This window comes from Telluribacter sp. (genome assembly GCF_035998675.1).
Classification (GTDB): Bacteria; Bacteroidota; Bacteroidia; order Cytophagales; family Spirosomataceae; genus Telluribacter.
On record NZ_DASYHI010000002.1, the window covers coordinates 56357 to 81394 of the forward strand.

General features: G+C 52.1%; 21 protein-coding genes. 10 read left to right on the forward strand and 11 right to left on the reverse strand.

Going from position 1 to position 25038, the window contains the following annotated elements:
• Positions 1 to 10 precede the first annotated feature (10 nt).
• Positions 11 to 2008, forward strand: coding sequence for a M1 family metallopeptidase (locus VGN67_RS00420; RefSeq protein WP_327484777.1), 1998 nt, complete (start codon positions 11 to 13; stop codon positions 2006 to 2008).
• Positions 2009 to 2144: 136 nt separating this feature from the next.
• Entirely contained in the window at positions 2145 to 3383 is a 1239-nt protein-coding gene (locus VGN67_RS00425) for an aspartyl protease family protein (protein WP_327484778.1), read from the forward strand.
• Positions 3384 to 3468: 85 nt separating this feature from the next.
• Here the strand turns inward: VGN67_RS00425 and VGN67_RS00430 are convergent, their stop codons facing one another.
• From VGN67_RS00430 to yihA, 5 genes are all read right to left on the reverse strand, one after another.
• Complete coding sequence (locus tag VGN67_RS00430) at positions 3469 to 4413, reverse strand: ketoacyl-ACP synthase III (RefSeq protein ID WP_327484779.1); 945 nt, start codon at positions 4411 to 4413, stop codon at positions 3469 to 3471.
• A 139-nt stretch (positions 4414 to 4552) separates the two neighbouring features.
• Positions 4553 to 5695 (reverse strand): glycosyltransferase, encoded by a 1143-nt coding sequence (locus VGN67_RS00435; RefSeq protein WP_327484780.1) that lies wholly within the window; start codon positions 5693 to 5695, stop codon positions 4553 to 4555.
• Positions 5692 to 6351: a deoxyribose-phosphate aldolase gene (gene deoC / locus VGN67_RS00440; protein WP_327484781.1), complete on the reverse strand. Its 660-nt coding sequence runs from the start codon at positions 6349 to 6351 to the stop codon at positions 5692 to 5694. The genes VGN67_RS00435 and deoC overlap by 4 nt, the downstream gene beginning before the upstream one ends.
• A 101-nt stretch (positions 6352 to 6452) precedes the next feature.
• Complete coding sequence (locus VGN67_RS00445; protein WP_327484782.1) at positions 6453 to 7019, reverse strand: DUF5606 domain-containing protein; 567 nt, start codon at positions 7017 to 7019, stop codon at positions 6453 to 6455.
• A 144-nt stretch (positions 7020 to 7163) separates the two neighbouring features.
• Positions 7164 to 7781 (reverse strand): ribosome biogenesis GTP-binding protein YihA/YsxC, encoded by a 618-nt coding sequence (gene yihA, locus VGN67_RS00450; RefSeq protein ID WP_327484783.1) that lies wholly within the window; start codon positions 7779 to 7781, stop codon positions 7164 to 7166.
• A gap of 250 nt (positions 7782 to 8031) precedes the next feature.
• Here yihA and VGN67_RS00455 point away from each other — a divergent pair, with 250 nt between their 5' ends.
• Positions 8032 to 8490: a thioredoxin family protein gene (locus tag VGN67_RS00455; protein WP_327484784.1), complete on the forward strand. Its 459-nt coding sequence runs from the start codon at positions 8032 to 8034 to the stop codon at positions 8488 to 8490.
• A 50-nt stretch (positions 8491 to 8540) separates the two neighbouring features.
• On the opposite strand, the gene VGN67_RS00460 is transcribed toward VGN67_RS00455, so the two are convergent.
• From VGN67_RS00460 to VGN67_RS00475, 4 genes are all read right to left on the reverse strand, one after another.
• Positions 8541 to 9671, reverse strand: coding sequence for a DegT/DnrJ/EryC1/StrS family aminotransferase (locus tag VGN67_RS00460; protein ID WP_327484907.1), 1131 nt, complete (start codon positions 9669 to 9671; stop codon positions 8541 to 8543).
• A gap of 55 nt (positions 9672 to 9726) precedes the next feature.
• On the reverse strand, positions 9727 to 10332 hold the full coding sequence (locus tag VGN67_RS00465; protein ID WP_327484785.1) for an acetyltransferase: 606 nt from the start codon (positions 10330 to 10332) through the stop codon (positions 9727 to 9729).
• A gap of 120 nt (positions 10333 to 10452) precedes the next feature.
• The gene (locus VGN67_RS00470) at positions 10453 to 11058 is read right to left on the reverse strand and encodes a sugar transferase (protein ID WP_327484786.1); all 606 of its coding nucleotides are present in this window, start codon (positions 11056 to 11058) and stop codon (positions 10453 to 10455) included.
• Between the two features lie 12 nt (positions 11059 to 11070).
• Positions 11071 to 13479 carry an alpha-ketoacid dehydrogenase subunit alpha/beta gene (locus tag VGN67_RS00475; protein ID WP_327484787.1) on the reverse strand — a complete coding sequence of 803 codons (2409 nt, stop codon included), beginning with the start codon at positions 13477 to 13479 and terminating at the stop codon, positions 11071 to 11073.
• A 224-nt stretch (positions 13480 to 13703) separates the two neighbouring features.
• Between VGN67_RS00475 and VGN67_RS00480 the strand changes: the two genes are divergently transcribed.
• Positions 13704 to 14108: a DUF1573 domain-containing protein gene (locus VGN67_RS00480; RefSeq protein ID WP_327484788.1), complete on the forward strand. Its 405-nt coding sequence runs from the start codon at positions 13704 to 13706 to the stop codon at positions 14106 to 14108.
• Positions 14109 to 14299: 191 nt separating this feature from the next.
• Here the strand turns inward: VGN67_RS00480 and VGN67_RS00485 are convergent, their stop codons facing one another.
• Positions 14300 to 17122 (reverse strand): putative LPS assembly protein LptD, encoded by a 2823-nt coding sequence (locus VGN67_RS00485; protein WP_327484789.1) that lies wholly within the window; start codon positions 17120 to 17122, stop codon positions 14300 to 14302.
• A gap of 122 nt (positions 17123 to 17244) precedes the next feature.
• Here VGN67_RS00485 and VGN67_RS00490 point away from each other — a divergent pair, with 122 nt between their 5' ends.
• From VGN67_RS00490 to VGN67_RS00515, 6 genes are all read left to right on the forward strand, one after another.
• Positions 17245 to 18045, forward strand: coding sequence for an N-acetylmuramoyl-L-alanine amidase (locus VGN67_RS00490; protein WP_327484790.1), 801 nt, complete (start codon positions 17245 to 17247; stop codon positions 18043 to 18045).
• Positions 18046 to 18095: 50 nt separating this feature from the next.
• Positions 18096 to 19082, forward strand: a complete 987-nt coding sequence (locus VGN67_RS00495; protein WP_327484791.1) for an MlaD family protein — start codon at positions 18096 to 18098, stop codon at positions 19080 to 19082.
• 191 nt (positions 19083 to 19273) lie between these two features.
• Positions 19274 to 20887, forward strand: a complete 1614-nt coding sequence (locus VGN67_RS00500; protein WP_327484792.1) for an acyl-CoA carboxylase subunit beta — start codon at positions 19274 to 19276, stop codon at positions 20885 to 20887.
• Between the two features lie 160 nt (positions 20888 to 21047).
• Complete coding sequence (locus VGN67_RS00505) at positions 21048 to 21926, forward strand: NAD(P)-dependent oxidoreductase (protein ID WP_327484793.1); 879 nt, start codon at positions 21048 to 21050, stop codon at positions 21924 to 21926.
• Positions 21927 to 22266: 340 nt separating this feature from the next.
• A complete protein-coding gene (locus VGN67_RS00510) occupies positions 22267 to 22860 on the forward strand; it encodes a hypothetical protein (RefSeq protein WP_327484794.1) in 594 nt (197 codons plus the stop codon).
• Between the two features lie 77 nt (positions 22861 to 22937).
• Entirely contained in the window at positions 22938 to 23510 is a 573-nt protein-coding gene (locus tag VGN67_RS00515) for a hypothetical protein (RefSeq protein ID WP_327484795.1), read from the forward strand.
• Positions 23511 to 23518: 8 nt separating this feature from the next.
• Here VGN67_RS00515 and VGN67_RS00520 read toward each other — a convergent pair whose 3' ends face one another.
• Positions 23519 to 25006: a sulfatase gene (locus VGN67_RS00520; protein ID WP_327484796.1), complete on the reverse strand. Its 1488-nt coding sequence runs from the start codon at positions 25004 to 25006 to the stop codon at positions 23519 to 23521.
• Positions 25007 to 25038 lie beyond the last annotated feature (32 nt).

Genomic DNA, 25038 nt, shown 5'->3' on the forward strand with positions numbered 1-25038 from the left:
TCACATTCGAATGAAAATAAAGACCTATCGTTTATGGGTTGTACTTTTTTGCTGTATAAGCGGACTAAGTGCCTTTGCGCAGGAAGCCGCTGACAAGTCAAAGTACAACCATTATGTACTGTTTCATCCCCTTTTTAATTTTCAGCCTGGCAACCAGTACCGGACCGGAGGCGGTTCCCCGGGCCCAAGCTACTGGCAAAACCGCGCCGATTATAAAATTAATGTTGCTCTTGACGAAGCCGCGGCCACGCTGACCGGCGACGTAGAAATTACCTATAAAAACAACAGTCCGGAGGCGCTTGAATTCCTGTGGCTGCAGCTCGACCAAAATGCTTTCGGAGCTACGTCGCGGGGTGCCAAAACTACTCCTGTTACCGGGGGGCGTTTTGGAAACATGGGCTTTGACGGCGGCAACACAATAAAATCAGTGACGATACAGCAAGGCAAAGGCAAAGCCGTTGACGCTAACTTTCACATCACGGACACCCGCATGCAGATACGCCTGGCGGACCCGCTCAAAGCCAATGGCGATGTGATAAAGATCAAAATAGGCTATTCGTTCAAGATTCCCCAGTACGGCTCCGACCGGATGGGTACCTTACAAACCCGCAACGGGATTATCTATGAAATAGCGCAGTGGTACCCGCGGATGAACGTTTTTGACGATATTGAAGGCTGGAACCTGCTTCCGTACCTGGGTGCCGGTGAGTTTTACCTTGAATACGGGGACTTCGAATATGCCATTACGGTACCCTGGGACCACATCGTAGTTGGCTCGGGAGAACTGGTCAATGCTGGTGAGGTACTTACCAGTGAGCAGATAAAGCGGCTGGAGCAGGCTCGCAAAAGCGACAAGACGGTCATGATCCGTACGGCCGAAGAGGTAACCAACCCGGCTTCGCGGCCGAAAAACTCCGGTACCCAAACCTGGCGTTTCCGCTGCCAGAACTCCCGCGATATAGCCTGGGCTACTTCCAAAGCGTTTATCTGGGACGCGGCCCGTATTAATCTTCCCAATGGCAAAACCGCCCTGGCGCAGTCGGTGTATCCGGTTGAAGACAGCGGTAACAATGCCTGGGGACGCTCCACCGAGTACGTAAAGGCAAGCGTTGAGTTCTACTCCAACTATGTATACGAATACACCTATCCCGTGGCTACCAACGTAGCGGGTATTGTTGGGGGTATGGAGTATCCGGGTATTATATTCTGTAGCCACAGCGATCGTGGTGAGGACCTCTGGAACGTAACCGACCACGAATTTGGGCACAACTGGTTCCCGATGATTGTGGGTAACAACGAGCGGAAGTACGCCTGGATGGACGAAGGCTTCAATACCTTTATTAACTTCCTGTCGACCGAAAGTTTCAATAATGGCGAATACCGCAATAAGCAGATGGAGGATATGCACCGGGTAGCGCCCATGATATTCCGGCCCAATGCAGATCCTATTATGACCATTCCTGACGTAGTACAGCCCCGAAACCTGGGCTGGGAAGCCTACTACAAACCCGCCCTGGGGCTGGTATTATTACGCGAGCAGGTCCTGGGTAAAGAGCGCTTCGACTACGCTTTCCGCCAGTACGTGAAACGCTGGGCTTTCAAACATCCTACACCGTATGATTTCTTCCGCTCTATGGAAGATGCCGCCGGTGAAGATTTGGGCTGGTTCTGGAAAGGCTGGTTCTTTGAGAACTATAAGCTGGATCAGGCCGTCAGGGAAGTAACGTACCTGGACCAGAATCCGCAGAAAGGCTCTCTGATTACGATTGAGAATCTGGAACAATGGGCTATGCCGACTACCATTGAACTGGAAGAGGTTAGTGGTCAGAAAACGCGGGTCGAACTACCCGTAGAGGTCTGGCAGCGGGGCGGTACCTGGACCTTCCGGGCCAATACCCAGCAGGCCCTGCGGTCGGTAATTATTGACCCCGACAACAACCTGCCCGATGTTAATCCGCGGAATAATTCCTGGAAGCCTAATCAATTAAGTGCGCCCGTTACCAACTAAGTAACTGAGCCGCTGCCTTACGTGCCACTTTGGCCTGATACCCACCATTCATCAGGACGGAGTGGCACTTGTATTTATCAGGTAGGATATTCGTTGGATATTTTGCAACTTTAGGAACATTAGAACAGCCGTGAAAATGTTAAGACTGTTTTTTCTTATCGTTGCTCTATTCTTCATTCTGGTACCTGAGCAGGCGCAGGAGAAAGTATTTGGCTTTCACCTTATCAACAAGCGGAAGACGACCCGGATCCCGTTCAAGCTACACGCTAACCTGGTCATTGTTCCGGTCCAGATTAATAACTCCGATACCCTGCATTTTATCCTCGATACGGGCGTAAGTACTATCATTATTACGGACCCAACCGTAGCGAGGTACGTCAATAAAGGGTACACCCGTACCGTAACCATAGATGGCATCGGAAATGAGGAAAGACGGCAGGCTAGTATCAGCATTGGGAACACCTTCCGGATGGGAAATGTCCGGGCCTATGACCAGAACCTGGTTGTGCTGGAAGAGGACCTGCTCAAGCTCTCTGAGTTTATCGGGACGCCCATTCACGGCATATTTGGGTATGACCTTTTTGAAAGGTTTGTCGTTACTATGGATTATCGCCGACAAGAGCTGATCATAAAAATGCCCGAGGATTTCAGGTACCGGCGCTGGCACGGCGACCAGCTTCCGCTCCGGGTCGAAAACCGGCGTCCCTACCTGCCCGCAGTACAGTTAACGGAAAAGGGTGAGGAAAAAACCGTGCAAATGCTGCTGGATACGGGAGCGGGGCATGCGGTCATGCTGAATACCTATTCGACCAATGTAACCCTGCCGGATAAGGTACTTCGGGTGCAATTGGGAATAGGCCTGGGGGGCGCAGTAAGTGGCTACCTGGGGCGACTACCCAAGCTGCGGGTAGGGCAGTTTGAGATGCACGATGTACTTACTTCTTTTCCTGATAGCTCTTCCTTTGGGGCAAAAATCAACTTTCCCGCCGCCCGTCAGGGCAACCTCGGCGGCGAGCTCCTCCGTCGCTTTGTGGTAACGTTCCATTATAAAGAGCAGTACGTGATCCTGAAACCTATTCGGAAAGTGCTGGCTGAAACTTTTGAACACGATATGAGTGGCCTGGACTTTCGGGCCAAAGGAGATGAGTTCAACGCATATTTTGTGGATCGCGTTATTCTGGATTCGCCAGCCTACTACGCTGGCGTGCAGGTAGGCGACAAGCTGCTGTACATAAATAATACCTCCGCGAATGATATTAACCTGACCGGCATCAACAAAATACTGCAACGCAAGGAAGGAAGAGAAGTCAATCTGGTATTGATGAGAAGCAACGAGCTGGTATTTATCAGTTTTATACTAAAGCGCACCATTTAAATACCGGTACACCTGCCGCAATAGCAGGTGTGTACAGGTTATCAGCAAATAAAAAGGTTAACCAGCCCCTGCCAGGTACCTTTGACTATACCTCTACCAGCATAGCCCCGAACGAGTACCCCCCGCCAAAAACAGTCACGACTATGCGGTCTCCTTTTTTGAAGCGGTCAAAGTTTTCGGACAATGCAATAGCACAGCCGGCGCAGCCGGTATTGCCTAACCGTTGAATATTTGAAAGCAGTTTTTCCTCCGGGATACCTAGGGTACCTATCACGTTCAGGCTGATGCGGTGGTTAGCCTGGTGCGGAATAAGGTAGTCAATATCGTCGATGGTTAATCCGCAGCGCTGTAGTACCTGCTGGCTAACCTTGGGCATGTACGTACAGGCATACTGGAACACGTCGCGCCCGTAGGGCATAATTACCCCCTTGTCGTTGGGGCGCAGTACTACGGCCTCTGTGGCTTTACCGCTGGTGGCGGCACCGCCCGTTATTACCTCCCGAATGTACATATCCGACTCGGTTTGGCGCTCTTTGGAAATAACCATAGCCGAAGCGCCGTCTCCCCACAGGTGTCCCGACACCGTATCTCGCTCATTGTAGTAGGCCGTATTATGGTCCGACACTACCAGTAGGGCCTTAGACGCTTTTCCCATGGCAAAGTACCCCTCCACAATCTCAACGGCATTCAGCAGAGACGAACAGGCCGACGAAACCGACACTACCGGTATATCCGGAATGTCAACATAATGCTGCACGGCGTGGGCCAGGGATACTATTGTATCATAAGGCGTATAAGTGGCGCCTACAATTAAGTCAATCTGATTCTTACTGTAAGGGATGGTTTCAAGCAGCAACTTTACTGCCTCAATGGCCATGGTGGAGGTATTTTCACCCTCGCCGGCCTTGCGGCGCTCATGGATACCCGTGCGCCCGGTTATCCACTCGCTGGAAAGGTTGTTAAGCTCTGTAAAATATTCATTACCAACTACTTCTTCTGGAAGATAATGACTAACTCTATTTATGTACATGGTTGGGAAACGGTCTTTACAAGCGGCAATTTACTAAGGATTCGAAAGTTAAATATTTCGTAGAATGTATAGTATTGTATATTTGAACAATTAAATATAAACTTCAAATGATTATAAAAGTTCTGGTAATCTTTTTGGGTTAGTCCCGCCCCGAGGGTTTAGGAACGTTGATGGTACCGTAAAGGTTTAGCAGGAGGGCTTCTTCCGAACGCCAATTGTACTCATTTTCAACCGCCTGCCGCCCGCGTTGCCCCATGGCGGCCGCCTCGTCCGGATGTTCTATCAGCCATTGTAAAGCCTGGGCTACGGCCCCGGCATCATGGGGAGCCAGACAAAATCCACACCGATGCCGCTCGACAACATCGCGGTACAGGGGGAAGTCAGACGTAATGACGGGCAGGCCCAGCGCCATGTATTCAAACAGCTTGGTGGTGTAGGAGTCGGGGTAGTCACCAACGGGTTTAAGCAGGGCAATGCCCGCTACGGCGCCCTGGGCGTAGGGTAGGGCTACCCGCAAATCGGTATAACCGTAAAAAGTCAGATTAGAGCGAACAGCGGCAAATCCCGGCAGGGCTTCGGCTTCCTGCCAGTCAAATTGAATGGGGCCAAAAAGGTGTACTTTAAATTCAGGATAAACCCCTTTTAGCCGGGCCAAAGCAGCCACCAGGGTATCAAAAGCTCTCTCCATGGATATAACTCCGCTGTAATAGAAAGTAGCCGGGGCGGATACAGGAGTTGTTTTTCCTTTGAACTTATCAATGAAAGGCAGAGAAACATAGTTGTGAACTACCGTGGACGGGTACCTGAGGTGGCGGTACTCATCAAGATAGGCGTGTTCGGTCAGCACACAGCGAAAGTAGCGCCGGGCCAGGTGGTCAAACCAGCGGAACAGTTGCTGAAAAAGGGGTTCGTTGTTGTAGCGCTTGAGCGAAAACTTCTTATACAGATTTTCCTGTACTTCGTAAATAACCTCCGCCCCCAGCCACCGGAACAGGAAGGCCATCGGAATAAGCTCCGGAACAAAGATATGAACTACCTGCGGGCGCAGATGCAGGCATTTCCAGAGTACTACCGGATGGCAAAGCAGCAGCCTGAACAGCAGGCGGCTGAACGCGGGCAGCCGGATCAGGGTGACAGGTACTTCGGAAGCGGGGGAAACCGTGGCATGGGGCAGCGCACAGTATACCTGGTAGGTCCGGGCCAGCGCCGGTGCTATTTTATAAACAATGCGCGGGTCAGTGGGCGGATGTACAGTACTGAGAAGAAGGATGGCAGGCCTCATGCTTCGGTAACTATGGACACACCGGCGGATGTTCCGATCCGGTCCGCTCCGGCTTCAATAAACGCCAGCGCCTGTTCGCGGTTACGGATACCACCCGATGCTTTAATTCTGACCGAAGGGGGCAGCAGGGAGCGCATTTGCCGGACGGTTGCTACCTCAGCGCCCTGCGGGGCAAACCCGGTGGAGGTTTTGACAAAGTCAGCGCCGGCTTCTACGCAAATTTCGCAGGCGGTATGAAGTTCAAAAAGGTCTAGGTAGGCGGTCTCGATGATTACTTTCAGTAACGCGCTGCGGTCACGCGCCAGGGTAGTCAGCTGCCGGAGTTCCTCGCGGACGCTGAGGTAGGCCATTGACTTAAACTGCGAAACATTCATGACCACGTCCAGTTCGGTAGCTCCGTCGTGTAGGGCATTTTCTGCTTCCCGGAGTTTTGAATCGGTGGTGGAGTAGCCCAGCGGAAATCCGATCACAGTTGCTATCTCAATGCGTACCGGACAAAACTCCAGCATATCCCGGGTATAGCTTACGTAGGTAGGTGCCACACATACCGCCTTGAACTGGTGAATCCAGGCTTCTTCACAAAGCTTCCGGACGTCTGTTTCACTGGCGGTAGGGCTCAGTAGTGTGTGGTCAATATGGGAAGACAAGCTATTCATACGGATGCACTCTTTAACTAATAAAGATAATGCAAAAACCCCGTCTGGCCGACGGGGCTTTCGTGGTGTCTATCGTTCGGCGCGGGCCGGTTAACCTGTTGTCAGGATTTGCTTTTCTTAGCTTTTGCGCCTTTAGTACCGGTTTTTTCGGCTTTGCTGGTTGCTTCTGTGGTTGCCTCTTCGGTATTGGTAGTTTCTTCTGCCTCTGCCGAAACAGCGGCTGCGTCCACAGTGGCTGTTTCCTCGGTAGTTGTATCTTCTTCCGGCGCTACGAAAGCCTCAGGAGCGTACTGAACCAGCAGGTTATACCAGCTAATAATCTTTTTGATATCCGACACATACACGCGCGAGCGGTCAAACTCGGGAAGTATATCGTCCAGAAACTCTACCAGTTCTTTTTCTGAGGCTGTTTTGGTATCCAGGGTTACTTCGTTGCCGTACTTTTCATGGATTTGCATGAATACCTCAGCCAGGGGTACCGAGTCCTGCGCACCCTCGGTAAATACTGACACATCTTTCAGTACCGATACCCGCGCGGTGGGCCCGATCATTGTTTTCTCTCTTTTTTCGTTCAGGCTTTCCACAATGACACCAGCGCGGCTGGGTTTGAGGATACGAAACAAGCCACTTTTTCCCGAAACATTGGCAATCTCTTTTAACAAATCCATACGTACAGATGCTACTTTTACACTTAACAATTATTAATTAGAAACTACCAGACTTTGTATATATTCCTCTTTAAGACCAATAAACAAGGCTTAGATTTTGATTTGCGCCCACAAAATAAAGGAAAGATTAGGCGGTAAGCAACTTTACTGCGGCCCTGCTTCTTCAAACGCCTGGTTGTAGGCTTCTATTGCCTCGAGCAGAGGGTCACGTCCTTCTCCCTTTTCGGCCGAGGTTATAAACATAGGGGGCAGTTCTTCCCAGGTTTCCTGTAGTTTTTGCCGGTAGCGCTCTATGTGGGTAGTGACCTGATTACTTTTCTTTAGTTTATCGGCTTTGGTAAATACAATATGGAAAGGCAGTTCTTCCTGCCCCAGCTTCTCCATAAATTCAAGGTCAACCCGCTGCGGATCGTGGCGGCTGTCTATCAGGACAAAAATACAGACCAGGTTGGGGCGGTTGCGAAGGTAGTTATCGATCATCTGCTGCCAGTTTTCGCGATCTACCTTACTGACCTTGGCGTAGCCGTAGCCGGGTAAGTCTACGAGGTACCAGGAGCCATTGATCAGAAAATGGTTAATCAACTGGGTTTTGCCGGGCTGCTGTGAGGTTTTGGCCAGATTTTTTCGAGCTGTCAGCATATTTATGAGCGAAGACTTCCCCACGTTGGAACGGCCGATAAAAGCGTATTCCGGCAAATCCGGGGCCGGACACTTGAGGTAATCCGTGTTACTTGTTACAAATACCGCTTCTTTGATCTTCATGGTACACCCTTTTTTGTTGGACGCAAAGGTACATGATTTTGCCCTAACCCCGCACCGGGCTCTCCTGGGCGGGTGGAGAAGGTACTTGTACTTTTGGTACTAGTAAAAACATATTTCATAACTTGGTGTTACTGTTGTAGATACAGCCAGGACTGTAGGCTGAAAATAAGAATTTGGTCCGGACAAAACGAAAGACCGGGTACAGGCGTTATAGGAGTACTTGAAGCAGTATTAAACCAAACTTAATGTAATGAAGACGTTTCAAAAAGTAGCCTGGATAGGGGGGCTGGTACTACTGGTAGCTACAGCGGCCTGGGCTGAGGGAGATAAAAAGCCTGAAAAGATAGTCACTGTAAAGGGAATAGAATTTACAGAAGCTGCCTGGGGGGCAATCGTTAAAAAAGCCAAAGCCGAGAAGAAAATCATTTTTCTGGATGCCTACGCCAGCTGGTGTGGTCCGTGCAAATTGCTACAAAAAAATGTTTTCACCCGTCCGGACGTAGGCGAGCTGTTTAATAAAAACTTTGTAAATGTAAAGGTTGATATGGAGCGGGGCGAAGGCCCTCAGCTGGCTCGCATGTTCCCCCTGGAAGCGTATCCTACCTTATTCTTTATTGACCCCAACGGAAAAGTTATCAAAAAGGTAATTGGCTACCAGTCGCCCGAAACGCTCATCAGCATTGGCAAGAGCCTGGTAACGAATCAGTAGAAGTGATATAAAATACCCAGCGGAAGCCCGGCCTTAGAGCCGGGCTTTTTTTATACGAAAGCCTCCCTAATTACTTCCACAATTCGGCTCCGGTCAGCATCCGTAAGGTTAGAGCCGGAGGGCAGGCAAAGCCCCTGCTCAAACAGCGTTTCGGCTACCTGTGCCCCCACGTAGGGCGCCTCCCGGAATACCGGCTGCAGGTGCATGGGCTTCCAGAGTGGGCGTGACTCGATATTTTCCTGTTCCAGCCGGAGCCTTACCCGTTCCCGCGTAGTACCTGCGGCAGTAGGGTCAATGGTAAGGCAGCTGAGCCAGCGGTTAGAAAAGGAACCCTCCGGCTCCGGCTGGAAACGTACACCCGGTAAGGTACCTATTGCCTGGACATAGTAGGCGTAGTTGGCCCGTCGCTGCGCTACCCGCTCGTCGAGTACTTCCAGTTGTCCGCGCCCGATACCCGCGCATACGTTGCTGAGGCGGTAGTTATAGCCAATCCGGGAGTGCTGGTAATGCGGAGCCGGGTCGCGTGCCTGAGTGGCCAGAAAACGAGCCTGATTGACCAGGGATTCATCCGCAGACAACAATGCTCCACCTCCGGAAGTCGTAATAATTTTGTTTCCATTGAAGGAAAGCAGACTCATGGTACCAAAGGAGCCCAGCTTGCGGCCCCGGTAGCTGGAACCCAGCGCTTCGGCGGCGTCTTCAACAAAGGGTACCTGGTATTTTTCGCAGAGGGCAAGTACCTCATCCAGCCGGGCGGGCATACCGTACAAGTGTACCCCTATTACGGCTTTGGGCTTATTTCCTTTACCCGTATAGTACTTCAGGGCCGTTTCCAGCGCTTCGGGGCAGAGGTTCCAGGTAGTAGGCTCGCTGTCTATGAATACGGGCGTTGCTCCCTGGTACACGATAGGATTAGCACTGGCCGCAAAGGTAAACGACTGACAAAGTACCAGGTCGCCCGCGCTTACACCCAGCATAACCAGCGCGAGGTGAAGCGCTGCCGTACCCGACGAAAGGGCGGCCGCGTGGCCGGTACCTACGTAGGTAGCTAACTCTTCTTCAAAAGCGTTGACGTTGGGCCCCAGCGGCGCTATCCAGTTGGTAGCAAAGGCTTCCTGTACGTACCGCAGTTCGTTATCGCCCAGATGCGGGGACGAAAGCCATATTTTTTCCTGAGTCATGAGGCGTTGATTAGAGGGGAATGGTACCGCTGAACCAGGAATAGACTCCTGACCGCTACCACTCATCTGCTATTTCAATTATTTTACCCGGATTACCCCGTACTACTGCGCCATCGGGCAAGTCACAAATTACTACAGTACCGGCGGCTATCTTACAGCCCCGCCCTATGGTCAGGTTGGGTACCACTACTGCGCCGGCTCCCACGAGGGTACCTTCACCCACCTGCACGTTACCACAAAGAACAGCGCCCGGAGCAACGTGAACAAAATCGGCCAGGCGGCAGTCGTGGTCAACGGAGGCGGAAGTATTGATAATAACATGACGCCCCACGGTAGTGTCAGCCTGCACCACAACGCCGTGCATAACAACGGTACCTTCGCCTACCTTCACGCTGGGGTCTACCAGCGCCGAGCTATGAACCGCCCGGCCAAACGGATGCTGTACTTGCCCGACTACCTTTCGGCGGACATCGTTATAACCAATAGCGATAATAATGGCCCGTTCGTGTTCATAATCGGGATTATACGCCCCTACTACCGGAGTATTTCCAAGTACTTTCTTGGCCGGATCATCGTCAAAGATAGCCTTTACCGTCCTTCCGTTGGAGTGAAGGCAGGAAATAATCACTTTTGCGTGGCCGCTGGCACCGTACAGAAGCATAGGGGTAGAATTATGAATTAATAGATTCGGAGTTATGAATGTATTCTGTAAATACACCTGACTCTTTATGGTAGTAACTAAATAATTCAGAATTCATCATTCAAAAAATCAGAATTATTTTCATCCATTACCCTGAAACTTTTCCATGGTGGCGGCGGTGGGAGAACTTATGCCTTCACTGCGTACCGTTTTGCCAAGGGTCAGGAAAAGGATTTTCAGGTCCAGCGCCAGCGACAGATGCTCTACGTACCACAGGTCATAGTCGAACTTTTGCGCCCAGCTAAGGGTATTACGGCCGTTGACCTGCGCCCAGCCGGTTATACCGGGGCGTACTTCGTGGCGTCGGCGCTGGCGGGTACTATACAAGGGCAGGTACTCGACCAGCAGGGGGCGCGGCCCAACGAGGCTCATGTCTCCCGCCAGTACGTTCCAGAGCTGAGGCAGCTCGTCAAGTGAGGTTTTACGAACAAACTTCCCCAGTCTGGTCAATCGCTCGGCGTCGGGAAGCAGCTGACCCTGCGCATCGCGCCGGTCGTTCATGGTTTTAAATTTGATCAGGGTAAATAGCCTTTCGTGCCGACCGGGCCGGGGCTGCCGGAAAAACGGAGAACCGCCGTTGGCAAACCACAGCAGCAAGGTAAGTAACAGAAAAAGCGGCGACAGGAAAAAGAGTCCTGTCGCCGCCGCCGTACTATCTAGTAGTCTTTTACCAAACGTTTGGTACATACCTAATCCGGCTCAGTACAAAAAAGGAAAACGCCGGGGATCGGCTTCGTGCATAATGGCATAAGCGGCCTCAAATATATCCTCAATGTTGGGTTTTGAAAAGTAGTCGCCATCGGAGCCGTAGGCTGGCCGATGCTCCTTAGCCGCCAGCGTCTGCGGAGCGGAGTCGAGCCAGCGGTAGGCGTTTTGACCCTCTATCACCTGCTGCATCATATAAGCCGAGGCCCCGCCGGGTACATCTTCGTCCGCAAACAAGACCCGGTTGGTTTTTTTAATTGATTCAACAATCCGATGATTACTATCGAAAGGCAGGAGGGTTTGTACGTCAATTACTTCAACCTCAATACCCATCTGCTCAAGCTGCGCGGCGGCTTCCATGACTATACGGCACATAGAGCCGTAGGTTACTATGGTCAGGTCGGTGCCGGGGCGCAGTACCTCGGGCTCGCCCAGGGGCAGGCACATTTCTGCAATATTGGCGGGCAGGCGCTCCTTGAGGCGGTAGCCGTTCAGCGGCTCTATCACCAGAGCCGGGTCGTCGCCTTGAATCAGCGTATTGTAAAAACCGGCGGCCTGCGTGAAATTACGGGGTACCAGTATGTGCATTCCCCGCAAACTACCCAGCATAGCGCCCAGTTGAGAGCCCGAATGCCAGATGCCTTCCAGGCGGTGTCCCCGGGTGCGGACTATCAGAGGGGCTTTCTGCCCGCCCGCCGTACGGTAACGAAGAGTAGCCAGGTCGTCGGTGAGGGTAGCCAGGGCGTAAAATATATAGTCGAAGTACTGAATCTCTACAATGGGGCGAAGACCCCGCATAGCCAGGCCTATTCCCTGTCCAATGATGGTAGTTTCACGAATTCCGGTATCGGTAATACGACTGGCGCCGTATTTTTCCTGTAATCCGGCCAGGCCCTGATTTACGTCACCTATGTACCCCACATCTTCCCCGAAGGCTACCACGCGGGCATCCCGGGCAAAGAGCGCATCAAAGCAGGCACGAATTATATCACGGCCGTCCAGTACCGGGGCGTCCTGCTCATATACAGGAGGTACTGCCTCTACCTTCAGGGGCGACTCCTCCGACTCGCTGTACAGGTGCGAGCCGTAGCGTTGCGCATTTTTTTCCAGTTCCTGCCCGAGCCAGTCCTGCAGCTCCTGACGGCCGGCCGTGGTGGCCGTTCCCAGCTCGCGTAAGGCCTTACGAACTATGGAAACATTGTCCCGCCTCAGGGGCTGATACGTTTTCCGAAGCTCGGTAGCCAGGTTCCGCAAAGGGGTGCCATTAGGTACTTCCCGGGCGGCTTTTTCAATAAGTTCGGCTACCTGTTGCTGTTCTTCTTCAATTTCCTGACGAAAGGCTTTCCAGGCTTTATTACGGCTTTCCCGGGCGGTTTCCTTGGCCTCCTGCTCAATGGCGTTCACCTCTTCTTCGGTAGCGTAGCCATTTTCCAGAATCCAGTCTCTGAATTTCAGGTTGCAGTCGTGGGCGGCTTCCCACTGCAGGCGCTCTTTGTTTTTGTAGCGCTCGTGGGAGCCGGAGGTAGAGTGGCCCTGCGGCTGGGTAAGCTCCTGCACGTGTACCAGTACGGGTACCTGTTCGTCGCGGCAGAGCGCAGCGGCCCGCTGGTAGGTGTCGATAAGCGCCGGGTAGTCCCAGCCTGCTACGGTAAATATTTCAATGCCGGCTTCGTTTTTGGTCCGTTGCAGGCCCGCCAGCGCTTTTGAAATACTGCTTTTGGTGGTCTGGTACTTAATAGGGACCGAAATACCGTAGCCATCGTCCCAGACGGACATGAGCAGCGGTACCTGTAAAACACCGGCGGCGTTCATGGTTTCCCAAAACATCCCCTGCGAAGTAGACGCATCGCCAATAGTAGCGAATACTATCTCCCTGCCCCGGTCCGAAAAAGTAGTATACTGGTGCAGGGCGTCGTTGTGGCGGTACAGCTTGGAAGCATAGGCCAGGCCCAGCGAGCGCGGTATCTGGCCGGCCGTTGGGGATATATCACATACTGCGTTGTATAGCTTGGTTTGGTCGCGCCACTGGCCGGCTTCGTCGAGCCAGCGGGTAGCATAGTGTCCATTCATGGAGCGCCCTCCCGTATGGGGGTCGTTGTCAATCCCAACGTGGGCGTAAAGCTGTGCGAAGAACTGCTGCCACGTCAGGTTTCCCAGTGCAGCTTCGACCGTCTGGTCGCGGTAGTAACCCGACCGAAAGTCACCCAGGTGAAAGGCCCGTGCCATAGCAGCTTGCGCTACTTCCTTTCCATCCCCGAATATTCCGAACTTTCCCCGGCCACCCATCACATCCTTTCGCCCCAGCAAACTTACCTGTCGACTTTCGCACACCAGGCGATAATCTTCAAGTATTTTCTCTTGACTCAGTACACTATTTTCGGGCAAAATATCGTTTATTAGCATAGTATTTCCAGAAACAGCACGGTTCTTTAATCCGTAGTTAATATACGTCTTTAAACGTTTTACGTCAAAAATAAATTAAAAATTTTCTCCTTTCAAAAAAACGAATTCTTACGTTTCTTTGTTGGGAAAGTGCCAAAATAGATAAAAATTTGGCAAATCTTTTGCATACTAACCAGTTGTTGTCCTAGCAAACAAATTTTTCACAATTAAATTTTGAGGGTATCATGAAAAAATTTTTTTCAGTTTTGGTCGTGTTGTTGTCAGTAGCAACATTCAGCTTTGCCCAGAAGGGCGTCATGAAGTTTAAGGAAGAGACGCACAGCTTTAGTAAGATTGAGCAGGGCAAACCGGTCACGCATGAATTTACTTTTACCAATACCGGTACTGATCCTATTGTTATTTCCAATGTAAGTGCTTCTTGCGGATGTACTACCCCGAGCTACACCAAGGACCCCGTACTGCCCGGTAAAACAGGTTCTATTAAGGCTACTTACAACGCCGCTGCCATGGGTGCCTTCAACAAATCAGTGACCGTATTCAGCAATGCCGAGTCGCCCACCATTACACTATTCCTGAAAGGTGAAGTAATTTCCAAGGCGCAGGCTGCCAAACCTTCTACTCAGAAGTAATAAAAAATAATAAAGTTTTATACGAAGAGCGGCCTCCCGGGTGGGAGGCCGCTCTTCGTATACAGGGGCTGTTTTAAACTTATAAGAACTTGCGCAAAATTACTTTGCATTAGAATTATTTACAATCCGGTCTTATACAGCAACTTAGAGAACTAACCACTAAAAGCTAATTTCTAATAGCTACTTAAGTACTAGAATCCGCCCCGGTCGTAGAAGGAACGGCGGCGGGTCAGCTTAAGATCCTGAAGGATAGATGACTTCGCTTTCAGGGTAAAGCTGTAGTTACTGGCCCGGAACTGGCTACCGGCAAAGGGAGTCCAGTTAAAGCTCATGTCCCAGCAGTGCAGGTCGCGGTAGAGCGTAAGGGTGGTAATGGAAGGCCGGAAGGCCACAAAGTCAAAGCCCGACTGGGCGCTGATTTTCCAGTTGGGGGTCAGGCTCAGGTCGCCCGTTATGTTTACCGTCTGCACCAGGGAAGGCTGCTGCAGGCCAATGCGGGACAACCCAAAGTTATAGTTCAGCGTTACGTTCCAGGGTATGTTAAAATCAACGTACAGGTCAGGATTACGGTCTATGAACTCCAGCTGCTCTTCGGTAGCCAGGGTAGTACCACTGGTGTTGGGCTGGGGCTGAGGGTTTTCGTTCCTCTTCTTTGGGGAGAAACTGGTACCCAGGGCCAGGTTCAGGTTCTGAAGCCGGGCCAGGCCCTGTCCCCTGGTAATGGCAAACTCATTGATCTTGATCCCGGTATTACTTATAAAGGAGCCACGCGTATCGGGTATGTAGGCGTAGGGGTCAAAGTTCATGTTGAAGTTCAGGTTCAGATTCTGTCCGATCCGGGCGTTGGCATTCACGTTGATGTTTGACAGGTTAAGCGAGTCAGCCAGTAGGTTATAGGCCCCCCCGACGCTAAGGTTGTCCAGCAAGGACACTTTTTCAAACTGGGTAGCCGCGGTATCGCTCTTGGATCGTAGCTTCATTTCAAAGGAGTTGTTGAGGCTGTATGAAACCACACCCGACGCGCGCGACCCCCCTCCGCCAATACCCCCAAAACCGCTGTTCAATCCGCGAAAGCGCGATAACAGACGGGTGTCGCCAATGTCATTGATGGCTACGCGCTGGTAAAAACCACTGTTGGTAGAGAAATCAGGCGTGTAGTTAAATGATACCGACGGAATAACCGTATGCCGGATGGCTTCCAGCCGGCGCCCCCCCACAAAGAAAGTACCGTAGAAACGGGTATTCATACCCGCCCCGAAACCATAGGTGTATTCCGTCGAAATGGCATTGACGGTATCAATCCGGATGCGGTTGCCACCCAGGTACTCGTAGTTGTACTTCTTGGTAAATACTTCTCCCTGCAGCGAAATATTAGGTGTAAGGTTAATAAAACGCAGTAGCTTGAAGTTAGGCAGCGAAATAGGCAGCGAGTACCGGCCTACAAACTGCGCGTCGCGCAACATAGTGGGCAGGTTGGCAAATTCAAACGGTATTACAATTTCACTGCTCCTGATTCGCGCCGTATCCACCGGATTGGCAATAATAAAACCAAGCCTCGAGAAAGAGGTATCAATGGGCGTAAGGGTATTGGAGACGGTGTAGTTTCCCAGGAACTCCATACCCAGGCGGAAGCTTTCGTACCAGCGTCCGGTACCGCCGTTGAGGGCGAAGGGCGCTATCTGGTTTACCCCGAAGTTGAAGTCCGACGACACGGCGGTTTTGCCTCCCTCCCGAATACCGGTTCGCTCATCAACCCGTCCGAAGTTTTGATTGACGCGCACGCTGGCTCCGGCGCGGGCGTACTGCCCAAACGACCGGTTGTACTGGACCGACGAGGTAGCAATGTTGGAGATGTACCGCTGGGTCTCAATGGCATTGAACTGGTTAAAGCTGTTGCTGGTAATGTTCACGTTAGCCGAAAAGGTAGAGTTGCCCCGGGGTACCGGCGCGTGCGACCACAGGAGGCTGAAATCATTACGGCCGGGTACTCTCAGGATGCGGTCGATCTCGTCGCCGGAGCGGTTGCGGTTAAACCGGAACGCAAAGTTACCGTTGTAGCGGTACCGCTTTATGTAGTTGGAGGCTACCCCCGCTCCCCAGCTACCCGTGGAGTAAATTTGTCCGGTAATGGCCGCATTGATGTACTTACTGATGGCGAAGTAGTAGCCACCGTCGCGCAGAAAAAAGCCCCGGCCGTTGGGCTCTTCCCCGTACTGCGGAAACAGGATACCCGACGTACCTATTTCTTTCTTTTTGGGAAAAGGGAAAAAGCCAAAGGGCAGACCAATCGGTAGCGGTACATCGGCTATGACCAGGTTAAACGGCCCCGACACAACCTGCTTGTTTTCAATCACTTTCAGTTTGGGCGCATTGATATGAAAATGCGGGTGGGTGAGGGTACAGGTGGTATAAATTGACCCCCGGATATAGAGGTTGCCCTCGTTGTCCCTTTTAACCCGGTCGCCCCGGATATTACCCTCGCCCTGCTGGGTAACTACCCCGCGGCTAATTCCCTTCTTGCTCTTGAAGTTGTAGCGTAGTTCGCGGCTATTGAAGGTTTCGGGACCATCCTGAAAAACCGGCTCTCCAATTTCTTTTTTAGCGGTGGAGTCGTAGGTACCCCGGGCAAAAACTTCGTTGGTAATCCAGTTAAGTCTTATGTAACTTGCTTGCAATTTAATGGTACCATATGTAACTTGGGCCTCACCGTACAGGTGTACCTCTTTTCCTTCCACATCCATGATGGTGGAGTCCTGAGCGGAATATTCTACCACCGACTGCAAGTCGCTCTCAGAAGCCAGGGTGTCGGCCTGGGTAGAATCGGCGGTGATGGCAACGCCCGATTGGTTGCGGCTGGTATCCGGTAGAAGCGTGTCGGAACGGGGTACATCCGTCCGGGGTACAACCAGTCTGTCCGTCGGGCTAATGACCGGACGGTTTACGGGAGGCTGACGAGAATTGCCAGGCGGACGGGAACGCTGCTGGGCACTTACCTGCCCGGACAACAAAGCCATCAGCAGGCTCAGCCATAAAATAATTACAGATTTTTTCAGTTGTACAATTAGATTATTTTTGCAATAAGAAGCCAAAATTAGCAGACAATTCTCTATCAAGTAACGCACCAACCCCAAAATTAATGTTAAAAGTTCTTAAAATCGTAGGCGCAGCAGGTTGTTTGATGATGAGTGTAGCCTTTGCTTTTCAAAAAGAACCCGAACAAGAAAACGACCCGCGGAAAATTGATGTAGTTGTAATAGACGCCGGCCACGGTGGTCATGACATTGGTACCCGCGGCCGCGTAGCCCGCGAGTCGCGAACTACCCTGAAAATAGCCCTGGCTCTGGGGCGCAAAATCAAGGCGGAAATGCCGGAAGTAAAAGTACTTTATACCCGTACCTCCGATGTTTTCGTGGACCTGGCCGACCGCTCGGCCTACGCCAATAAGAACCGGGCCGACTTGTTTGTTTCCATTCACTGCAACTATGCGCCCGGCTCGAGCCGGGTTAAGGGTACCGAAACCTACGTAATGGGCTTACACAAGTCGGAAGGAAACCTGGCGGTAGCCAAGCGTGAGAACTCTGTAATCCTACAGGAAGCCGACTACCAGCAAAAATACAAGGGCTTCAACCCCGACTCACCGCTGGCCCACATCATGCTGGCCAACTACCAGAGCGCCTTCCTGACCAGCAGCCTGCGCTTTGCCGACCACGTTGAACACCAGTTTCAGACCATTACCCAGCGGGCCAGCCGGGGCGTTAAGCAGGCGGGTTTTCTGGTACTGTGGCGTACTACCATGCCCAGCGCCCTGGTAGAAACCGGATTTCTCAGCAACCCTACCGAAGAGGCTTACCTCAATTCGGAGCGGGGACAGGACCAGGTAGCCGAGTCGCTGTTCAGTGCTTTTAAGCAATACAAAAGTGAGATGGAACGATATTAGTCGTATTTTCGTAGCGAAAATAGCATTCGTTCTGTTATCTCTATCTGTCCATGAAATTATCAAAGGAAGCAAAAGTCGGATTACTGGCTGTCGTCGCAATGACGATGCTGTACTTCGGCTTCAATTTTTTAAAAGGTTCCAATCTTTTTTCCCGCTCCAATAAGTACCTCGTTGTTTACGATAATATTGACGGTCTAACGGTCTCTAATCCGGTTGTGCTCAACGGCCTCTCCGTGGGCCGGGTGCACGCAATCGAAATTTTACAGGACCGGGGCAACCAGCTGCTGGTTACGCTGGACATCCGGAAAGATATTCAGGTACGCCGGGGTAGTATGGCCGTTCTGGACGACGGCGGACTGCTGGGAGGCAAAGTTATACAGCTACAGGTAAGCCCTTCCGGGCCGGTACTGGCATCCAACGATACCCTTATTGCCAGAAAAGAAGCGGGAATCTCGGCGGTTTTACAGGAAAAAGCGTTACCCGTGCTTGAGCAGGCCGATTCGCTGATGGTTCACCTGAACGCGGTAGCTCTGGGCTTTAAAGATACCGGAGCTATACTGAACCAGGTACTGCGCAACTACGACCAGACCGGGCAGGTACTGCGGGGTACTTTACAGGAAAACCGCGCCAACATAGCGGCCCTGACCGCCAACCTCAATCAACTGACGGCCTCCCTGGCCGAAACCGAAAAGCAGTTGAAACCTTTACTGGCCAAAACCAACACCTTCGCTGATTCGCTCAACGCCCTGCGCCTGGGCGAAACCCTGACCGCCACCCGCCAGACTATTACCGAAATGAAGGGCCTGCTGACGGATATCAAGGGCGGAGATGGTACGTTGGGCAAGCTGGCTACGGATCAGGCTTTGTACAATAATATTAATTATACGCTCATCAGTATGAATAAGCTGATGACCAACCTGCGCGAAAACCCCAAACGCTACCTTCATTTCTCGGTATTTGGAAAGAAAGATAAAGGTACTGCCGAAGCTGCCATAGATACAACCGTACAGATTAAGTCGCTCGATCCGCAGCAGTAAATACAGAGGAGCGCGCGTTGCGCTTTTAGAAAAATACGATATTGACCTGGAGAAGACGTTTGGTGGGAACCGAACGTCTTCTTATTTTTAGAACAATGGTACTGCATATCGTTTTATAGTATAACTACTGTATAGTACCTTATGCGAGCCGTAGCTCAGTATTGTATTCCAATTACACTTCATTAAGTCCAATGACCAATCAGCAGATAATTCAGCAACTACTTGAAGAATTAAACCAGCGCTACGAAACCGTAAAGCTGGGAGGAGGACCCAAAAAGATAGAAGCCCAGCACAAAAAAGGAAAACTCACCGCCCGCGAACGGATTGACTATCTCCTCGACTCCGGCGCGGGCTTTGTGGAAGTAGGAGCTTTTGTGGGCGAAGGTATGTACGAAGCCGAAGGCGGCTGCCCGTCGGGTGGGGTAGTGGTAGGTATCGGGTACGTGTCGGGCCGGCAGTGCGTGGTGGTAGCCAACGACGCCACCGTCAAGGCCGGGGCCTGGTTTCCCATAGCCGCCAAGAAAAACCTGCGGGCGCAGGAGATAGCCATGGAAAACCGCCTGCCGATTATTTACCTGGTGGACAGCGCGGGGGTGTACCTGCCCATGCAGTCGGAGGTATTTGCGGACAAGGAACATTTCGGGCGCATTTTCCGGAACAATGCCCACATGTCGTCCCAGGGTATTGTGCAGATTGCCGCCATCATGGGCAGCTGCGTAGCGGGCGGGGCCTATCTGCCTATCATGTCCGACGAGGCGCTGATCGTGGAAGGTACCGGGTCGGTGTTTCTGGCGGGGCCGTATCTGGTGAAGTCGTCCATTGGTGAAGACGTAGACGCCGAAACGCTGGGCGGCGCTACCATGCACTGCGAAATATCCGGCGTCACCGACAACAAGTACCCCGACGACCAGAGCTGCCTCGACGCCATTAAAAAACTCATGGACAAAATAGGACATTCCGACAAAGCTGGCTTTGATCGCGTGGAGCCGGTAGCGCCCGCGCGACAGCCGGAGGAACTCTACGACCTGCTACCCGCCGACCGCATGAAGCCCTACGACATGCGTCAGGTACTGGAGTGTATTGTCGACGGAGGCGAGCTGGACGAATACAAGCCCGACTACGGCAAAACCATCCTTTGCGCCTACGCCCGGGTGGATGGCTGGGCGGTGGGTATTGTGGCCAACCAGCGCAAGGTGGTTAAGTCGGGCAAAGGCGAAATGCAAATGGGCGGCGTGATCTACGCCGACTCGGCTGATAAGGCGACCCGTTTTATCATGAATTGTAATCAGAAAAAGATACCGCTGCTGTTCTTCCACGATGTATCGGGCTTTATGGTGGGGAGCCGGGCCGAGCAGGGCGGCATCATCAAGGACGGGGCCAAGATGGTGAACGCCGTAGCCAACTCGGTGGTACCTAAGTTGACCTTTATTGTGGGCAACTCCTACGGCGCCGGCAACTACGCCATGTGCGGCAAAGCCTACGACCCCCGCCTGATTTACGCCTGGCCTACGGCCCAGATGGCCGTGATGAGCGGAGCTTCGGCGGCCAAAACCCTGTTGCAAATTGAAACCGCTTCGCTCAAAGCCAAAGGGGAGGTCATTACGCCCGAAGCCGAGCAGGAACTACTGAAAGAAATCACCGACCGTTATAACCGGGAGCTGTCGCCCTACTACGCCGCTGCCCGCCTCTGGGTAGATGGCATTATTGACCCGCGCGAAACGCGACAAATTATTTCCATGGGAATCGAAGCCGCTAACCACGCGCCCATCACGCAGCGGTTTAACGTAGGGGCTATCCAGGTGTAGATACCTATGGCACTGTTTTGAACAGTGCCATAGATCTGCTTTACCCGTGCCACGGTTTTGAACCGTGGCACGGGTCCGTTTTAAACTTGCAGTAGCCTTGCTGCCATTTTCATCTTTTTTAAACTAACAACTACCTGCTAACTATTAATACCTAAATACCATGTCCGAAAAAATCGCCTTCATGGGCCTGGGAAGCCTGGGTACCCCCATTGCCGCCAACCTCATCCAGGATGGTCACGAACTCACCGCCTGGAACCGTACCAAGGGAAAAGCGCAGTCACTGCTGGATGCCGGAGCCAGAGAAGCCGGTAGTCCCGAAGAAGCCGTGAGTCCCGGCGGGGTAGTCGTATCGGTACTCGCTGATGATGCCGCCGTGGAGCAGACCATGAGTAAAGAGGTACTGAAAAAGCTGGGTAAAGGTAGCCTGCATATCTCCATGAGTACCATTGCCCCCGCTACGGCCCGTCGGCTTGCCGAGCAGCACGCGCAGTACGGGGTAGCCTACATAGCGGCCCCCATCTTTGCCCGTCCTGATGCGGTCTCGGCCCGGATGGGCGCGCTGTGCTTATCGGGTGAAGCGGCGGCGAAGGAGCGGGCCCGGGCCGTGGTAGGGCCGCTGGTAAAAGGCGTGTTTGATTTTGGCGAAGAAGTAGGTGCGGCCAACGTGGTGAAGCTGGCCGGTAACTTCATGATAGCCGCCAGCATGGAGCTAATGGCGGAGGCCTTTACGATGGCCGAAAAAGAAGGAGTAGCCCGGCAGGCTGTTTACGAGATGTTCACGCAGACGCTCTTTGCCTCGCCCATCTTCCAGAACTACGGGCGCATGATTGCGCAAAATACCTACGAACCCGTGGGCTTCAAGCTCCCCCTGGGCCTGAAAGACATTAACCTGGTGTTGCAAACGGCCGCGGAGGTACAGGCACCCATGCCCCTGGCCAGCCTGCTCCGCGACCGCCTCATCTCGGCCCAGGCCAAAGGCCGTGTCCACCTCGACTGGACCGCTCTTGCACAGGGTGCCTCGGACGACGCGGGGCTGTAACCAGTATTCGGGCTTCTGACACTTAATTATGTGTCGGAAGCCCGGATGTAGTAGACCGAAAATATTTTAGGTACCGTATGATAAATTTTACGAAAATAAATTGTCAAAAATGATTCAAAAATGATTCAAAAATGATTCAAAAATGATTACTTGCCCTCGAAGTTTTCGTAGAGTCAAATTTTAATCGTTTTTGAATGATGCCTCTACGTCTTACGCGTACCTTCCAGTACAGTACAGCCTCCAGACGCAGCTGGTGGGCCAATTTTGAGAGAATAGCATACATTTCGTCATACTACAGTACTTTCAACTAAATACATAGATTACCAACGAAATCTATTTTATGAAAAAGCTATTTCTCGTTATTGCACTTTTACTTAATAGCTATTGGGGTATTTGTCAAATGGGTACCCGCAGTAGTGTCAAAGCAGGTGTATCCTATGTACTTTTTGGAAGTGGTGATCTGGTAGGGATTAATTACTACAACGAATATAACCACAGCCTTAACCCATATATGACCATTGCTCCATCCCTGCACGTGGGGTACGGCATCAGAGATGAGGGATATGCACGATTCACGAAGGCTTCTATCTCTCTTGATCCTAATTTTTTTGTATCACCCATGCGGTTTGATCGGAGCAAGATCCGTCTGGGTATTGGGCCTTCACTACGCTATACATCCAGTTCATTGCCTTCTTCCTATGGGTATTCTCTAGTTGGCCCACTTCCAGATGATCCCACTGAACAGGCCACTTATGCCTTTAATTTGAATTATATGCGTCCCATGAGCTATTGGGCAGTGGGATATACTGTAGCACTTGAAGGTGAATTAACTCTTGATCGCGGGTGGAGCACTGGCATAAGGGCTTCTTTCCAAAATTATACCAGTGGCGAAACGGTAGCTAACATAGGCTTGAACGTGGGATACCGGTTTTAAACTTGAGTGGGGGTTGACGTGCAGTTTTAAAACATTACTATACAATAACTTTGACAAACTCTCTACCTCTTACAACCATGAAAACAACCTTTCTTGTCTTCCTTCTTTTACTAATCGTTTCTACTGCTTTTGCGCAGAATAAGCAATTTGACATAGTCGTAGGCGGTGGCTACTACGCTACGCCTTCCCGGGTACCTGTTTTTGGTGGTGAGTTTTTTAATGGCGAGTTTGAGTACCACCACAACCGGCGGTGGGCATTCTCGGCCGGACTGCTGACGACCCAGTACCACTACCGGCTGGATGGTTCACGCTCTTCTACCTTAAGTGGGATACCCATCAACCGTGGTGGAGAGATACAGACTAACTTTATGGCCAAATACAAAGTGGTAAATCAAAAGGTACTTACTGTGCAGCTTGGCCTGGGTGCTGGCCTGTTTACCATGGGACAGGAAGTAGCGATTGACTACAGCAATGGCTCCTCAAGCTACCTCTATACCTCCAATACAGATTTAGGCTTTCCCCTTTCTGCCGAAGCCTACACTCCCCTTACCCGCCATATTCTCATCGGTGTCAAAGTAGGCTCGTTCATCTTCCCGGACTACCCCATTGTCGGGAATAATGTAAGTTTTCAGGTCAGGTACCGGCTGTAAGTAGTAGATCACCTGGCTGAGGCGATTTGTTTCTTATTTCTCATTTCGAACAAAGCATCCAGTTCGGGGAGAGCGCTGGCGTAGGCGGCGTCCTGCGCTACGTTCACAGTAGCGTGAGGATCTTTCAGCAGGTCATAGAGTTCGGTAGCTACGGCGGTGCCGTCGGGCTGGAGCCACTTGGTGTAGCGGTAGCGGTCCGTGCGCATAGAGTACCCCATAACTTTTCCGCGGGGGTACTGACTAAACGCGGTTTTCTTCCACGCCATGGTTGGTTTGCTGAGCAGAGGAGCAAAGCTGGTACCTTGCAGGTGAGCGGGTTTGGGTAGTCCTGCGGCATCGCACAGAAAAGGATAGATGTCTACAAACTCCACCAGTGCGCGGGTCTTTTTGCCGCGTGCTTTCATACCGGGGGTACTTACTATCAGTGGAACGCGGGTATCGATCTCGAAGTTGGTGTGCTTGGCCCACTGCCCGTATTCGCCCAGCTTCCAGCCGTGGTCGCCCCATAGTACTACTACCGTATTCTTGTCCAGTCCCAGTCGCTTTAGCTCGTCCAGTACCTTGCCAATCTGTGCGTCGGTGTAGCTGACGCAGGCGTGGTAGCCATGAATCAACTGCCGCGCCTGCTCGTCTGATACCGGTCCCTCGGCAGGGAGTCCGGCGTAGTTTCGCAGCTCCCCCCAACCGGTTGAAGCCATCGCGGGTGCATTTTGGGGCGGAGAGGTGTAGGCTGGTAAGGTGAAGTCCGATGGATTGTACAGGTCCCAGTACTTTTTGGGCGCGTTGAAGGGCAGGTGCGGTTTGAAAAAGCCCACGGCCAGGAAGAACGGTTTGCCCTTGAGCTGGCGCATGGTTTGGATGGCTTTCTCGGCGATCTGTCCGTCCGGATAGGCATTGTCGGGTACATTGGCCATTTCGAAGGCCGGGCCGGCGCCTTTATTCCGGGAAGCTATTTCTATATTTTCGTCGGTGACGTAGGACCGCCAGTTGGATGTCGGTTCCTGTGCATGCCCCTGCTGCGTCCAGGAAAGGGTATCGAGCAGGCCCGCATGAAATAATTTTCCCCACCAGGCGGTCTGGTAGCCGTTGTTCTTGAAGTGCTGGGGAAGGGTTACTACATTGGGTACGGTAGTGCGGAAGTGCGTTACCAGGTCGTATACCTGGGTGGAGTCGGGGCGCAGGCCCGTCAGCAGACTGGTACGCGAGGGGGAGCAAACCGCCTGCTGGCAGTACGCCCGCTCAAACAGCAGTCCATTGGCCGCCAGCCGGTCTATGTTGGGCGATTTTACCAGTTTATCACCATAGGCACCCAGCTGGGGCCGCAGGTCATCCACGGCAATGAACAGGACGTTCATGGGCTGCGCCGGTGGCGCGGTTTCAGGGGGAGTACGGGCTATAAACGCTCCGAGAACAAGAACGGCTACTAGGCCGGGGACGAGGAGCTTTACGATAGGTAGTGAAGCTATGGCTTCTCGGGTGGCTTTCCAGCTTTTCATGAAAGGGAGCGTTATGTTTTATTCTAAAAAGC